The 14,123-nt window shown below is 63.2% G+C and carries 13 protein-coding genes and 1 pseudogene; 8 read left to right on the plus strand and 6 right to left on the minus strand.

Annotation, left to right across the window (positions count from 1 at the left end):
• On the minus strand, positions 1 to 273 hold a 273-nt coding region (locus D886_RS27960), incomplete at its 3' end, for a helix-turn-helix domain-containing protein (RefSeq protein WP_155951419.1).
• A gap of 143 nt (positions 274 to 416) precedes the next feature.
• On the opposite strand from D886_RS27960, the gene D886_RS0119065 reads away from it, so the two are divergent.
• Positions 417 to 1,124 carry an autoinducer binding domain-containing protein gene (locus tag D886_RS0119065; protein WP_027595432.1) on the plus strand — a complete coding sequence of 236 codons (708 nt, stop codon included), beginning with the start codon at positions 417 to 419 and terminating at the stop codon, positions 1,122 to 1,124.
• A 96-nt stretch (positions 1,125 to 1,220) separates the two neighbouring features.
• Entirely contained in the window at positions 1,221 to 2,345 is a 1,125-nt protein-coding gene (locus D886_RS0119070) for a methyltransferase (RefSeq protein WP_027595433.1), read from the plus strand.
• A gap of 155 nt (positions 2,346 to 2,500) precedes the next feature.
• Here the strand turns inward: D886_RS0119070 and D886_RS27115 are convergent, their stop codons facing one another.
• The 3 genes from D886_RS27115 to D886_RS0119085 are packed head-to-tail and all read right to left on the minus strand — an operon-like array spanning position 2,501 to position 5,113.
• A complete protein-coding gene (locus tag D886_RS27115) occupies positions 2,501 to 2,656 on the minus strand; it encodes a DUF2474 domain-containing protein (protein ID WP_081717522.1) in 156 nt (51 codons plus the stop codon).
• A 9-nt stretch (positions 2,657 to 2,665) separates the two neighbouring features.
• The gene (gene cydB / locus D886_RS0119080; protein WP_027595434.1) at positions 2,666 to 3,673 is read right to left on the minus strand and encodes a cytochrome d ubiquinol oxidase subunit II; all 1,008 of its coding nucleotides are present in this window, start codon (positions 3,671 to 3,673) and stop codon (positions 2,666 to 2,668) included.
• A 3-nt stretch (positions 3,674 to 3,676) separates the two neighbouring features.
• Positions 3,677 to 5,113 carry a cytochrome ubiquinol oxidase subunit I gene (locus tag D886_RS0119085; protein ID WP_027595435.1) on the minus strand — a complete coding sequence of 479 codons (1,437 nt, stop codon included), beginning with the start codon at positions 5,111 to 5,113 and terminating at the stop codon, positions 3,677 to 3,679.
• Between the two features lie 354 nt (positions 5,114 to 5,467).
• On the opposite strand from D886_RS0119085, the gene D886_RS0119090 reads away from it, so the two are divergent.
• From D886_RS0119090 to trmA, 3 genes are all read left to right on the plus strand, one after another.
• Positions 5,468 to 6,688, plus strand: coding sequence for an MFS transporter (locus D886_RS0119090; RefSeq protein WP_027595436.1), 1,221 nt, complete (start codon positions 5,468 to 5,470; stop codon positions 6,686 to 6,688).
• Positions 6,689 to 7,009: 321 nt separating this feature from the next.
• Positions 7,010 to 8,305, plus strand: a complete 1,296-nt coding sequence (locus tag D886_RS0119095; protein WP_027595437.1) for an NCS2 family permease — start codon at positions 7,010 to 7,012, stop codon at positions 8,303 to 8,305.
• Entirely contained in the window at positions 8,302 to 9,387 is a 1,086-nt protein-coding gene (trmA, locus tag D886_RS0119100; protein WP_027595438.1) for a tRNA (uridine(54)-C5)-methyltransferase TrmA, read from the plus strand. The genes D886_RS0119095 and trmA overlap by 4 nt, the downstream gene beginning before the upstream one ends.
• Positions 9,388 to 9,524: 137 nt before the next feature.
• Here trmA and pcaG read toward each other — a convergent pair whose 3' ends face one another.
• Both pcaG and pcaH read right to left on the minus strand, forming a co-directional pair.
• Entirely contained in the window at positions 9,525 to 10,130 is a 606-nt protein-coding gene (gene pcaG / locus D886_RS0119105; RefSeq protein WP_027595439.1) for a protocatechuate 3,4-dioxygenase subunit alpha, read from the minus strand.
• A gap of 10 nt (positions 10,131 to 10,140) precedes the next feature.
• Positions 10,141 to 10,860, minus strand: a complete 720-nt coding sequence (pcaH, locus tag D886_RS0119110; RefSeq protein ID WP_027595440.1) for a protocatechuate 3,4-dioxygenase subunit beta — start codon at positions 10,858 to 10,860, stop codon at positions 10,141 to 10,143.
• 199 nt (positions 10,861 to 11,059) lie between these two features.
• On the opposite strand from pcaH, the gene D886_RS0119115 reads away from it, so the two are divergent.
• The 3 genes and pseudogenes from D886_RS0119115 (at position 11,060) to D886_RS28915 (ending at position 14,049) form a co-directional block, all read left to right on the plus strand.
• Complete coding sequence (locus tag D886_RS0119115; protein WP_027595441.1) at positions 11,060 to 11,947, plus strand: neutral zinc metallopeptidase; 888 nt, start codon at positions 11,060 to 11,062, stop codon at positions 11,945 to 11,947.
• A gap of 317 nt (positions 11,948 to 12,264) precedes the next feature.
• A pseudogene (locus tag D886_RS28910) lies at positions 12,265 to 13,194 on the plus strand (methyl-accepting chemotaxis protein); the annotation flags it as partial.
• Entirely contained in the window at positions 13,186 to 14,049 is an 864-nt protein-coding gene (locus tag D886_RS28915; protein ID WP_371098230.1) for a methyl-accepting chemotaxis protein, read from the plus strand. The pseudogene D886_RS28910 and the gene D886_RS28915, both read left to right, overlap by 9 nt.
• Positions 14,050 to 14,123 lie beyond the last annotated feature (74 nt).

Below are 14,123 nucleotides of genomic sequence, written 5' to 3' on the forward strand. Positions count from 1 at the left end.
CTCATCGGAAATGGTGCGTGGTCGGCCAGAGCGCGGTTCATCGTTCAACCCCAACAGCCCCAACTTAGAGAAACGCTGTCGCCATCGTGACACCACATCCTTACTGGTACCCAAGCGCTGAGCGATGTCATTTCCTGACTCGCCTGCGGCACAGGCGAGGATTATCTCCGCGCGCAATCGAGCGTCCTGAGCGCCTTTACGGAGCTTGATGCGGCGTAGCAGCTCTGACTTTTCAGTTTCGGAAAGGATAATGACGGTTGCTGGTCGACCCATGTCGATGCCCTTGGATAGTGAGCTTCTACAGAGCCTAGCTCAGATTTTCAGCGGTACTTCTGAAACACCACACTAGGTCTTTTCCTACAATATTTCGGGTATGCAATCGGATTGGATCCTGTTGCCCCTTCGGAGTGTTACGGATGCATCACTGGAAGCCTGAGCATCTTCATCATTTTGTCAGCGAGCGATCCCCACGGAAGCTGTTCGACATCGCTGTGCACCTGGTGCAGGACCTGGGCATGCAACACCTCGGGCTGAACATCCGCATCCAAATCGCCACCCAGTCGCCCCGGGTGTACCTCTACAGCAACTACCCCGCCGAGTGGATCGAGTGCTATCAGCGCGATGAGTTCTACAAGCAAGACCCTGCCGCACGCGTAAGCCATTGCCAGACCACGCCCGTGCTCTGGACTGACGAGCTGTACCGTGAAGCCCCGCACTTTCGCGAAGTAGCCTGCGAACATGGCCTGCGTCATGGCTGGACGCAGTCGCTGCACGACCTGCAACACAACGAGAGCCAGGTGAGCGTCGCCAGGCCGGCGGGCAGGATAGCGATTGACGAACTCTATGAAAAAGGCGGCAGCGTGCAGTGGCTGTGCCACACCCTGCACGCCGTACTGTGCGAGCACCACCTGAACGCCCTCTGCCCACCCCAGCCAAAAATGAGCGAACGGGAACTGGAAGTGCTGAAATGGTCGGCCGCCGGCAAGACCGCCGCTGACGTCGCCTGCATCCTGTCACTGTCGCAAAGCACGGTGAACTTCCACATCCGCAGCGTGATCACCAAGACCAATGCCGCCAACAAGGCCGGCGCCATCGCTATTGCCGCCCTGCGTGGGTGGATCTGACAGCCATTTCTGCGACCATCGGCAAAGCCCTGTAGAATTGCGCGGCAAAGCCCGTGGCGATCCGCAACGGGCAGATTCGTACCCGAGCCAGACGCCATGCCTTTGTTGACCACCCCCTACGCCGAACTCGACCTGATCCGCCAGCCGGACCAGGCCAACGACCCGCTGCAGGCCTTCGATGCCGCCGACGAGTACCTGCTCGCGCAACTGCATGAGCAGGCGCCTGACGCGAACTGCCGGGTACTGGTGCTCAATGACAGCTTCGGCGCCCTGGCCGCCAGCCTCGCCGGGCAGCTTGCGGTGGTCAGCAGCGGTGACTCGCACCTGGCGCACCTGGCCCTGGAAAAAAACCTCGCCCGCAACGGCAAGCCGTTCGACAGCGTTCCGTTCGTGCCGGCCAGTGAGCCGTGGCAGGGCCCGTTCGACCGGGTACTGGTGCGCGTGCCCAAGACCCTGGCCTTGCTCGAAGAACAACTCATCCGCCTGCAGGGCCACCTGGCGCCCGGCGCGCAGGTGATCGCCGGGGCGATGATCAAGCACTTGCCACGCGCGGCGGGTGACCTGATGGAAAAGTACATCGGCCCGGTACAGGCCTCGCTGGCGCAAAAAAAGGCCCGCCTGCTGACGGCCACCGTTGCCGAGCGCCCGACTGCGCGCTCGCCCTACCCTAGCCGCTATCAGCTCGAATCGCCGGCGCTGGAACTGGTCAACCACGCCAATGTGTTCTGCCGCGATGGCCTGGATATCGGCACCCGTGCGTTTCTCCCGCACCTGCCGCGCAACCTGGGCGCTGCCCGTGTCGCGGACCTGGGCTGCGGCAACGGCGTGTTGGCGATTGCCAGCGCCCTGGACAACCCTGAGGCCCATTACACGCTGGTCGACGAATCGTACATGGCGGTGCAATCGGCACGCGAAAACTGGCAGGCAGCGCTGGGCGAGCGCCCGGCACTGATGCTGGCGGCCGATGGCTTGGCGGGGGTGGAAAAACAATCGCTGGACGTGGTGCTGTGCAACCCGCCGTTCCACCAGCAGCAAGTGGTCGGCGACTTCCTGGCCTGGCGCATGTTCCAGCAGGCCCGCGAGGCATTGGTGGTGGGGGGTGCGCTGTACATCGTCGGTAACCGCCACCTGGGTTACCACAGCAAGCTGGCGCGGCTGTTCCGCGGGGTTGAACAAGTGGCAGCGACGCCGAAGTTCGTGATTCTCAAAGCCCGCAAGTAACAATCTGCGACTGCCTAAATCCAGGCATGCGCAACCCAGGTAGGAGCAGCCTTGTGCTGCGAAGAGGCCGGTGACAGCAGCGAAAATCTATGTGCTGCCACTGGCCTCTTCGCAGCACAAGGCTGCTCCTACAAGGAAGGGCTAAACCCTTTTGATCAATGGGTGGTGAGGCCAGCTGCCCCCATGAACAGGCGCATCACATAGGCCGCCACACCCAGGGCCGCCACACTCATTGCCCAGATCAGCACCAGCCAACCCAGGCGCTGCCACAGTGGCTTCTTCTCTTCCAAGCCATGCTTGCCGGTCATCATGCGCGCCTCCTAGTGATAGCCGTCTTCATGGGTCACCTTGCCGCGGAACACGTAGTAGCTCCAGAAGGTGTACCCCAGGATGAACGGCAGGATGAACAACGTACCCACAAGCATGAACCCTTGGCTCTGCGGCGGCGCTGCGGCATCCCAGATCGAGATCGACGGCGGGATGATGTTTGGCCACACACTGATGCCCAGGCCGCTGTAGCCAAGGAAGATCAGCACCAAAGTCAGCAGGAACGGCGTGTAGTTGGCATTGCGCGCGACCGCCTTGAGCAACCCGTAGAAGGTCACCAGCACCAGGATCGGCACCGGCATGAACCAGATCAGGTTAGGCATGCTGAACCAGCGGTCGGCGATTTGCGGGTAGGCGATCGGCGTCCACAGGCTGACGATACCGATCACCACCAGCAGCACCAGCGCCAGCGGCTTGGCCAGGTCATGCATCTGCAATTGCAGCGGCCCTTCGGTCTTCATGATCAGCCAGGTGCAGCCCAGCAGGGTGTAGGCGACGATCAGGCCCAACCCGCTGAACACGCTGAACGGGGTCAGCCAGTCGAGGGTGCCACCAGCATAGTGGCGGTCGACCACCTTGAAGCCCTCGATGAACGCGCCCAGCGCAACGCCCTGGAAGAAGGTCGCGATCAACGAACCCCAAATGAACGCCTTGTCCCAGATGTGCCGCTTGTCATCCTTGGCCTTGAAACGGAACTCGAAGGCCACGCCGCGGAAGATCAAGCCGATCAGCATGAGGATCAGCGGCAGGTACAAGGCCTCGAGCACCACCGAATAGGCCATCGGGAAGGCCCCGAACAGCCCGGCGCCGCCCAGCACCAGCCAGGTCTCGTTGCCGTCCCACACGGGGGCGACGGTGTTCATCATCACATCACGGTCACGCTCGCCCTTGACGAAGGGGAAGAGCATGCCGATGCCCAGGTCGAAACCATCCATCACCACGTACATCATGACGCCGAAGATGATGATCACGGCCCAGATCAGCGGAAGGTCGATACCCATGGCTCAGTTCCCCTTGCTCAGGCTGACGGTGTTGGCCTCATGGCCATCATCGGCGGCGGACAGCGGCCGCGCCGGCGTGCGTTTCTGGCCTGGGCCACCTGGGTTGGGTTCATCACCCTCGCCCGTCTTCGGCCCTTTGCGCACCAGGCGCATCATGTAGCCGAGGCCGGTGCCGAACAGGGCGAAGTACACCACCACGAACGCCACCAGGGTAAAGCCGAGCTGAACGTAGCTGTGGTTGGAGACCCCTTCAGAGGTGCGCATCAGGCCATACACCACCCACGGCTGGCGGCCGATTTCGGTGGTGAACCAGCCGGCCAGGATGGCGATCAGGCCGGAAGGCCCCATCCACAGGGTCAGGTACAGGAACGGCCTGGAGCTGTAGAGCGTGCCGCGCTTGCGCAGCCACAGGCTCCACAGGCCCACGAAGATCATCAGGAAGCCAAGCCCGACCATGACCCGGAACGACCAGAACACGATGGTCGAGTTGGGCCGGTCCGCTGCCGGGAATTCCTTCATCGCGGGCACTTGCTTGTCCAGGCTGTGGGTCAGGATCAGGCTGCCGAGGGCTGGGATCTCGACCTTGAAGCGCGTGGTCTCGGCTTTCATGTCGGGGATGCCGAACAGGATCAACGGGGTCGGTTCGCCCGGCACGTTCTCCCAATGGCCCTCGATGGCGGCAATTTTGACCGGCTGGTGCTTGAGCGTGTTGAGCCCGTGGAAGTCACCGATCACCGCTTGGATCGGCGCAACGATCAGCGCCATCCACATGGCCATCGACAGCATCTTGCGCACGGCCGGGTTGTCACGCCCGCGCAGCAAGTGCCAGGCCGCCGAGGCGCCAACGAAGAAGGCTGTGGCAACGAACGCGGCCGTGGCCATGTGCATCAGCCGGTAGGGGAACGAGGGGTTGAAGATCACCGCCAGCCAGTCCACCGGTACCACGCGGCCATCGATGATCTCGTGGCCTTGCGGGGTCTGCATCCAGCTGTTGGAGGCCAGGATCCAGAAGGTCGAGACCAGCGTGCCGAGCGCCACCATGACTGTGGCGAAGAAGTGCAGGCCGCGGCCGACACGGTTCCAGCCAAACAGCATGACGCCCAGGAAGCCTGCCTCGAGGAAGAACGCCGTCAGCACCTCATAGGTGAGCAAGGGGCCAGTGACGGCGCCGGCGAAATCGGAGAAGCGGCTCCAGTTGGTGCCGAACTGATAGGCCATGACCAGGCCAGAAACCACGCCCATGCCGAAGTTGACGGCGAAGATTTTCGACCAGAAGTGGTAGAGGTCACGGTAGACCTGGTTGTGGGTCCGCAGCCAAAGGCCTTCGAGGACCGCCAGATAGCTCGCCAAGCCAATGGTGATGGCCGGGAACAGGATGTGAAAGGACACGGTAAATGCAAACTGGATTCGGGCGAGATCTAGGGCCTCTAAACCGAACATAGTGCTTCCTCTTCAGATAATCCGGCGTTCGGGCTTGTGGCCCTGGCGCCTACTGCCCCCACGGTATCGAGTGCGGCGAGTTGGAATTGTTCTGTGCAATCGCAGGGATTCCGGCCCAAAGGCCACATCGTCGGCTGATCGTTGCATTTACAACGATTGATCCAGGTCAACGACTGACTGGAAGCATAGTCCTGAATGGCCAGGCGGGCCGTGTGGTTGATTGCCGCGTGACCCGTTGCCCCACCCTCTTTCATAAACCGTGAAAAAGTGCCGATTACGGCAAACAGTAACTGCTTGTTACAAACAGATGATAATCTGCCGCCCCCTCTACTGCGCCGAGGCCACAGGTTTCCGATGTCCGATTCCGCACCGCAGTTGTTGCGTCATCATCGCCCCTTCATCGCCTTCTGGCTGGCCCGTGTGTTCACCGCCAGCGGCTTCCAGATGCTCACCGTGGCCATCGGTTGGCACCTCTACCAGCTCACCGGCAATGTGCTCGACCTGGGCCTGGTCGGCCTGGTCGAATTCGCCCCGCGCGTGCTGTTCATGCTGCACACCGGGCATGTTGCCGACCGCTATGACCGGCGCAAGGTCGCCGCCCTGTGCCAGAGCCTGCAGGGGTTGATTGCCCTGGCGCTGGCGGTGGGCAGCGCCACCGACAACGTCAGCCGCGAGCTGATTTTCGCCCTGGCCTTCCTGCTGGGCGCGACACGTTCGTTCGAGATGCCGGCCACCCAAGCCCTGCTGCCCAACGTCGTGCCGCCGGGGTTGTTCCCCCGGGCAGTGGCAGCCTCGGCCTCGGCGACCCAGGCCGCCACCATCGTCGCCCCGGCGGTGGGCGGCTTGCTGTATGCCTTTGGCAGCATCTGGGTGTACGGGCCGACCGTAGGGCTGTACGCCATCGCCTGCGTGCTGACCTTGAGCCTGGACGCGCGCCAGCAAGTGGCCCAACGCGGCCGTGCCAGCCTGGAGTCGCTATTGGCCGGTATTCGCTTTATCCGCAGCCGGCCAGACATCCTCGGGGCCATTTCGCTCGACCTGTTCGCCGTGCTGCTGGGCGGCGCGACCGCGCTGTTGCCGGTGTTCGCCAAGGACATCCTGCTCACCGGCCCCTGGGGCCTGGGCCTGCTGCGCTCGGCACCGGCGGTGGGCGCGTTGCTGATGTCGCTGTGGCTGGCGCGCTTCCCGTTCGAGCGCAAGGTCGGGCGCACCATGTTCACAGCGGTGGGCGTATTTGGCGTGGCGACCATCGCGTTTGGCCTGTCGACGTCGTTCTGGTTCTCGCTGGCGGTGCTGGTGGTGCTGGGTGCGGCGGACATGATCAGCATGGTCATTCGCAGTTCGTTCGTGCAGCTGGAGACGCCAGATGAAATGCGCGGGCGGGTGAGTGCCGTCAACGGCTTGTTCATCGGTGCCTCGAACCAGCTCGGCGAGTTCGAATCGGGGGTCACGGCGCACTGGTTTGGCACAGTGCCGGCGGTGGTGCTCGGTGGCGTGGGCACGCTGGTGGTGACCGGGGTGTGGATAAAACTGTTCCCAACGTTGGCCAAACGCGATCGGTTGCACAGCGGCTGATCACCGGCCCAGGCCCTGCGCGTAGCCTTGTAGGAGCAGCCTTGTGCTGCGAAGAGGCCCTTACTGCCATAAAGAATCGTCTGTCAGACCGGCCTCTTCGCAGCACAAGGCTGCTCCTACACGGTTTTCAGCACAGGCGTTGAGGGTGGCGTGGGTTTGCAAAAATCCCATTCCCCAATGGCCATAGGCCCCCGCCATGCATGCTGGTATGATGCGCGGCTTTTTTCCGCCCCAGATAAAACCACGGCAACCGGTACGGTCTGTGCTTTGCTGATGGGGTCGATACAAATCACGGCGCCGGGGGCGCCTTGGGGAGCGGGCATGCTGGAAAGGCTGTTTCAACTAAAAGCACACAACACCAATGTGCGCACCGAGATTCTTGCGGGCGTCACCACCTTCCTGGCCATGGCCTACATCCTGTTCGTCAACCCGAGCATCCTCGGCGAGACCGGCATGGACAAAGGTGCGATCTTCGTCGCCACCTGCCTGGCCGCGGCCATCGGCTCGACGACCATGGGCCTGATCGCCAACTACCCGATCGCCCTGGCGCCGGGCATGGGCCTGAACGCCTTCTTCACCTACACCGTGGTCCTGCACATGGGCCACACCTGGCAGGTCGCGCTGGGCGCGGTGTTCCTGTCGGCGGTGATGTTCTTCCTGCTGTCGATCTTCCGCATTCGCGAATGGATCGTGAACAGCATCCCACTGCCGCTGCGCTCGGCCATTGCTGCCGGTATCGGCTTGTTCCTGGCACTGATTGCCCTGCATAACGCCGGCATCGTCGTCGATAACCCGGCCACCCTGGTAGGCCTGGGCGACCTCAAGCAGCCGGCGCCGATCCTCGCCACCCTGGGCTTCTTCCTGATCGTCGGCCTCGAATCGCTGAAGGTTCGCGGCGCGGTGCTGATCGGCATTCTGGCCGTGACCATCGCCGCGATCGCGATGGGCGTGACGCCGTTCGCCGGCGTCGTGTCCATACCGCCATCGCTGGCACCGACCTTCCTCCAGCTGGACATCGCCGGTGCCTTGGATGTGGGCCTGGTCAGCGTCATCTTCGCCTTCCTGTTCGTCGACCTGTTCGACAACTCCGGCACCCTGATCGGCGTGGCCAAACGCGCCGGCCTGATGGGCAAGGACGGCCACATGCCGAAGATGGGCCGCGCCCTGATCGCCGACAGCACCGCCGCCATGGCCGGCTCGCTGCTGGGCACCTCGACCACCACCAGCTACATCGAATCGGCTGCCGGCGTGAGCGCGGGCGGGCGCACCGGCCTGACCGCCATCGTGGTGGCCGTGCTGTTCCTGCTGGCGCTGTTCTTCGCACCGCTGGCCGGTAGCGTACCGGCCTTCGCCACGGCGCCAGCGCTGCTGTTCGTCGCCGTGCTGATGGCCTCGGGCCTGGCAGAAATAAACTGGGACGACGTCACCGAAGCCGCACCTGTGGTGGTAACCGCCCTGGCCATGCCGCTGACCTACTCGATCGCTAACGGCATCGCCTTCGGCTTCATTTCCTGGACCGCCGTCAAGCTGATCTCCGGTCGCCACCGCGACCTGAACCCGGCCCTGGTAATCCTTTCCATCCTGTTCGTCATCAAGCTGGGCTGGTTCAACGCATGAGTGCTGCTTTCGACCCCTCCTCCTACGCCACCCAGCTGGACGCCAAGGTTGCCCGGCTGCGCGAGCTGCTGGCGCCATTCGGCGCGCCAGAACCGGCTGTTTTCGATTCGCCGCGCGAGCACTATCGCCTGCGCGCCGAGTTCCGCCTGTGGCGCGAGGACGGCCAGCGCCACTACGCGATGTTCGCCCCGGGCGAGAAGCACAAGGCGATCCTGATCGACGACTTCCCCATCGCCAGCGAGCGCATCAACGACTTGATGCCGCGCCTGAAGGCGGCCTGGCAGGCCAGCGAGGCACTGAGCAATCGCCTGTTCCAGGTGGAGTTCCTCACCACACTGGCCGGCGATGCGATGGTCACGATGTGCTACCACCGCCCGCTGGACGAGGCCTGGGAAGTGGCCGCACGGCAGCTGGCCGACGAACTGGGGGTAAGCCTGATCGGCCGGTCCAAGGGCAAGCGCCTGGTGATCGGCCGTGATTACGCGGTAGAGAAACTGGACGTGGCGGGCCGTGTGTTCAGCTATCGCCAGCCGGAAGGCGCGTTCACCCAGCCTAACGGCGCGGTGAACCAGAAGATGCTGAGCTGGGCGTTCGACGCCATGGGCGAGCGCGAGGATGACCTGCTGGAGCTGTATTGCGGCAACGGCAACTTCACCCTGCCACTGGCCACCCGTGCGCGCCAAGTGCTGGCCACCGAGATCAGCAAGACCTCGGTCAATGCTGCGCTGAGCAACCTTGATGAGAACGGTGTGGATAACGTGCGCTTGGTGCGGCTGTCGGCTGAAGAGCTGACCCAGGCGCTGAATGACGTGCGCCCGTTCCGTCGGTTGGAAGGGATCGACCTGAAAAGTTACGCGTTCGGTACCGTGTTCGTCGACCCGCCGCGTGCGGGGATGGACCCGGATACCTGCGAGCTGACCCGGCGCTTCGAGCGGATTTTGTACATCTCGTGCAATCCGGAAACGCTGGCGGCGAACATCGAGCAGTTGCAGGACACACACCGCATCGAGCGTTGTGCGTTGTTTGACCAGTTCCCGTATACCCATCACATGGAAAGTGGGGTTTTGCTGGTTCGGCGTTGATTGTTAGACATTGGGGCTGCTTTGCAGCCCATCGCAGGCAAGCCAGCTCCTACAGGTACAGCGTCAACCTCTTGACTGGCGCTGTACCTGTAGGAGCTGGCTTGCCTGCGATGGGCCGCGAAGCGGCCCCCAATAACTCAGAAGTCGAAGAACACCGTCTCCCCTTCCCCCTGAATACGGATATCGAAACGGTACGCCGTTTTCCCATCCACTTCGCAACGCTTGGCAATCAACGTCTCACGGCGCTGCGGCTGCTCGATCAGGTTCAGCACCGGGCACTTGGCGTTGGCTTCGGCTTCATCATCAAAATACAAGCGCGTGTGCAGGTGGATGTTGATGCCACGGGCAAACAGGCTGATGTTGATGTGCGGCGCCATCGGCACGCCGGCCGCGTTCTTCACCACACCCGGCTTCACCGTTTGCACGGTCCACTCACCGGCATCGAAAGTGGTAGCGGTGCGGCCGAAGCTGTTGAAGGCGTTTTCCAGGTTGTATGCATCCTGGTACTGGCCGGCGGCATCGGCCTGCCACAGCTCCAGGAACGAATCGCGCACCAAGTGCCCGTTACCGTCATAGACCTGGCCGATCAACAGGATGTGTTCACCCGGCGCCTCTGGCTTGGCCAGGCGGTTCCAGATTTCCTGGTTGCGGGTCGGGTTGCCGGCCGCTTCCAGGGCCAGGCCGATATGCACGTAGGGGCCGGCAGTCTGCGAAGGGGTTTCCGGCAGCAGTTCGATTGGCATGGCGGGGTCCTCAGCAGTTTTCGAAGTGGGTCTTGCGCTGGCCGCGCAGCACGATGTCAAAGCGGTATGCCAGGCAGTCCATCGGGTTGGCGTTGCTCATGTCGAGCTTGGCGATCAACTGCTGCACGGCTTCTGGGTTGGCGATCGACTTGACGATCGGGCACATCGGGATCAGCGGGTCACCCTCGAAGTACAGCTGGGTGATCAGCTTGGTCGCAATCGATGGGCCGCTGATGCCGAAGTGGATGTGCGCCGGGCGCCAGTCGTTCGGGCCGTTGCGCCATGGGTACGGGCCCGGCTTGATGGTGCGGAAGCTGTAGTAGCCGTCGCGGTCGGTCAGGCAACGGCCGACGCCACCGAAGTTAGGGTCCAGCGGTGCCAGGTAGCGGTCGTTCTTGTGGCGGTAGCGGCCACCAGCGTTGGCCTGCCACATTTCCACCAGGGTATTGGGCACAGGCTTGCCGTATTGGTCGACCACGCGGCCGGCAACGATGATGCGCTCACCAATCGGCAGGCCACCGTTGTTGAAGTTCAGCAGCAGGTCATGGTCGTGGGCGCCGAAACCCAGGTGGGTGAAGTCCGGGCCGGTGGTTTCGCTGATCGACTGCGGGATGCTGACCAATGCCTGGCGCGGCGAGCGGGCAATGGAGGTCTTGTAGTCGGGGGTCAGGGCTTTAGGGTGCCAGTTGCGATCACGGATCACGAAGCGGCTGGTGTCCTGGGCGGGCATGCCGTTTTCCTCTCTTGGAATTATCTGGACGCCTTGCAGGGCAGGCGGACTTACAGTTTCAGATAAGCCGCGCGGGATGAATACTGAAATCAGCCCTCACATACATAACCATATGGTTATGGGTTAACACCTTTGTCTGACACCCTCCCCGTTGGTGAACTAATCTTTGTCTTCTTGTTTCACGCTCCGGAGAGCATTCATGGAATGGCGAAAAGGCCGACGCAGCGACAACGTGGTCGATGCCCGAGGTGAAGGTGGCGGTGGTGGCGGCATGCGCTTCGGCGGCGGCAAGGGCCTCGGGCTGGGGGCCATCCTGCTTATCGTGGGCATTGGCTGGCTGACCGGGCAAGACCCGCTGCAGATACTCGGCCAGCTCACCGGGCAGATGACCCAGCAGCAGCAGGCGCCCAGTGGCGCAGGCGGCAAGGCGCCGCCAGCCAATGACCAGCAGGCCGACTTCGTCGCCTCGGTGCTGGGTGACACGGAAGACACCTGGAAAGCGCTGTTCTCCCAGGCGGGCAAGCAGTACCGCGACCCCAAACTGGTGCTGTTCAGTGGCCAGGTCAACTCGGCCTGCGGCTTCGCTTCGGCAGCCGTCGGCCCGTTCTATTGCCCGGCCGACCAGCGGGTGTACCTGGACATGTCGTTCTTCCGCGAGATGGAAACCCGTTTCGCCGCCGCGGGTGACTTTGCCCAGGCCTACGTCATCGCCCACGAGATCGGCCACCACGTGCAGACCCTGCTCGGCGTGTCGGCCAAGGTCGATGCCGCCCGCCGCAATGGCCAGCGCATGGAAGGCGACAACGGCTTGCTGGTGCGCCAGGAGCTGCAGGCCGACTGCCTGGCAGGGGTGTGGGCCTACCAAGCGCAAAAACGCCTGAACTGGCTGGAGCCGGGTGACGTCGAGGAAGCGCTGAACGCGGCCAATGCCATCGGTGATGACCGCCTGCAGCAGAAAGGCCAGGGCCGCGTGGTGCCCGACTCCTTCACCCACGGCACCTCGGCGCAGCGTGTGCGCTGGTTCAAGGCGGGGTTTGCCGAGGGCGAAGTGAACAGCTGCGATACCTTCAGTGCCCGTAACCTCTGACACGCCTGGGGCTGCCTGGCAGCCCCAGCCTCACCCTAACGACAAGTTACAAATCTGCTGAAAAAGCGTTTCAGCTTCCCTGATCATTGCCGATAACCCCTGCACGAATCAGCGGGCATCCAGAACAACAACGCCTTGCGATCGACGATCAAGAGAGCGAAAACAACTTCTGGAGTGCGTGCATGAACAGCTGGTTTGCCAACATCAGCGTCAACCTCAAACTCGGCCTGGGCTTCGGCCTGGTGCTGATCCTCACCGGCCTGCTGGCCCTGACCGGCTGGACCAGCCTGGGCAGCCTGATCGACCGCAGCAACTGGATGAGCGATATCAGTCAGCTCAACAAGGACCTGACTGACCTGCGCATCGCGCGCCTGCAGTACATGATTGCCAATGGCGATGATGCGGCGGCGGCCAACACGCTGAACAAGCTCGATGCCTTCAGTAACCAGCAACAACGCCTGGTCAGCACGTTCAAGAGCCCGGACAACGTCAAGCTGCTGCACGAACTGGGGCAGACCATCAGCCAGTACAAGGTCTCGCTGGCCACCATGCGCACGGGCTACAACGCCACCCGAGCCGCGCGTGATGCCATGAATGCATCGGGCGCCAAGGCCGACCAGGCCATGGACGCCCTTAGCCAGGAAGTCATGGCACGCCCCGAAACCGACAGCGTGCGCCTGGCCCAGTACCAGCTGATCAGCAAGGCCCGCCAGCAACTGCTGCAGGTACGCATCGACGTGCGCGGCTACATGGCCGATAACAGCGCGACCAATGAACAGGCCGCCCTGCGCCAGCTCGAAGCGGCGCTGGCCGAGGCCGACAACCTCAAGCGCCGGCTGCCGGCCGCCGACGCGCGTCTGCAGCAGTTCGAACAGTCAGTGCTGGCCTACCGTGACGCCGTGCGCCAGTTCCGTGATGCGCTGGCCAGCATTACCAGCGCGCGCGCTGAAATGACTGCCCAAGGCGCCGACATCGTCAAGACCAGCGACGCGCTGTACAAAATCCAGCTGGAGCGCCGCGACATCGAGAGTGCGCAGGCCCGTAGCCTGCAGGCCATCGCGACCTTGCTAGCGTTGCTGGTCGGCGTACTGGCCGCGGTGCTCATTACCCGGCAGATCACCCGCCCGCTGCAGGAAACCTTGCAAGCGGTGGAGCGCATCGCTGGCGGCGACCTGACGCACGACCTGCGCGTCACCCGCCGTGATGAACTGGGCGTATTGCAACAGGGCATCGCCCGCATGGGCACCACCCTGCGCGAGCTGATCAGCGGCATCCGCGACGGCGTCACCCAGATCGCCAGCGCTGCCGAAGAGCTGTCGGCGGTCACCGAGCAAACCAGCGCGGGGGCCAACAGCCAGAAAGTCGAGACCGACCAAGTCGCCACTGCTATGCACGAAATGGCGGCCACGGTTCAGGAAGTGGCGCGCAACGCCGAGCAGGCCTCACATGCCGCCACCGGTGCCGACGACGAAGCCCGCGCGGGTGATCAGGTGGTCGGTGAGGCGATCAGCCAAATCGAACGCCTGGCCGAAGAAATGCACCGCTCCACCGAGGCCATGAACCTGCTGCAACAAGAAAGCCAGAAGATCGGCAGCGTGATGGACGTGATCAAGTCGGTAGCCGACCAGACCAACCTGCTGGCACTCAACGCCGCGATCGAAGCGGCCCGTGCCGGCGAGGCGGGCCGTGGCTTTGCCGTGGTCGCTGACGAGGTGCGTGGGTTGGCCCAGCGCACGCAGAAGTCCACCGAAGAGATCGAAGAGCTGATTGCCAGCCTGCAGCACGGCACCCAGCAAGTGGCGACGGCCATGCAGGGTAGCCGGACCCTGACCGACAGCAGTGTCGAACTGGCGCGCAAGGCCGGCGCCTCGCTGGAAAGCATCACCGGCACGGTGTCGAGCATTCAGTCGATGAACCAGCAGATTGCGGCGGCGGCGGAAGAGCAGAGCGCGGTGGCCGAAGAAATCAGCCGGAGCATTCTGAACGTGCGGGATGTGTCCGAGCAGACGGCAGCGGCCAATAACGAGACGGCGGCGTCCAGCGTTGAGCTGGCGCGGTTGGGCGGGCAGTTGCAGATGCTGGTGAGCCAGTTCCGCGTTTGATTCAACCACGGCGGGCGCACACTCCGTGCGCCAAACCCAGGTAGGAGCAGCCTTGTGCTGCGAAGAGGCCAGTG

It is taken from the genome of Pseudomonas sp. LAIL14HWK12:I7 (assembly GCF_000483465.1).
Classification (GTDB): domain Bacteria; phylum Pseudomonadota; class Gammaproteobacteria; order Pseudomonadales; family Pseudomonadaceae; genus Aquipseudomonas; species Aquipseudomonas kermanshahensis.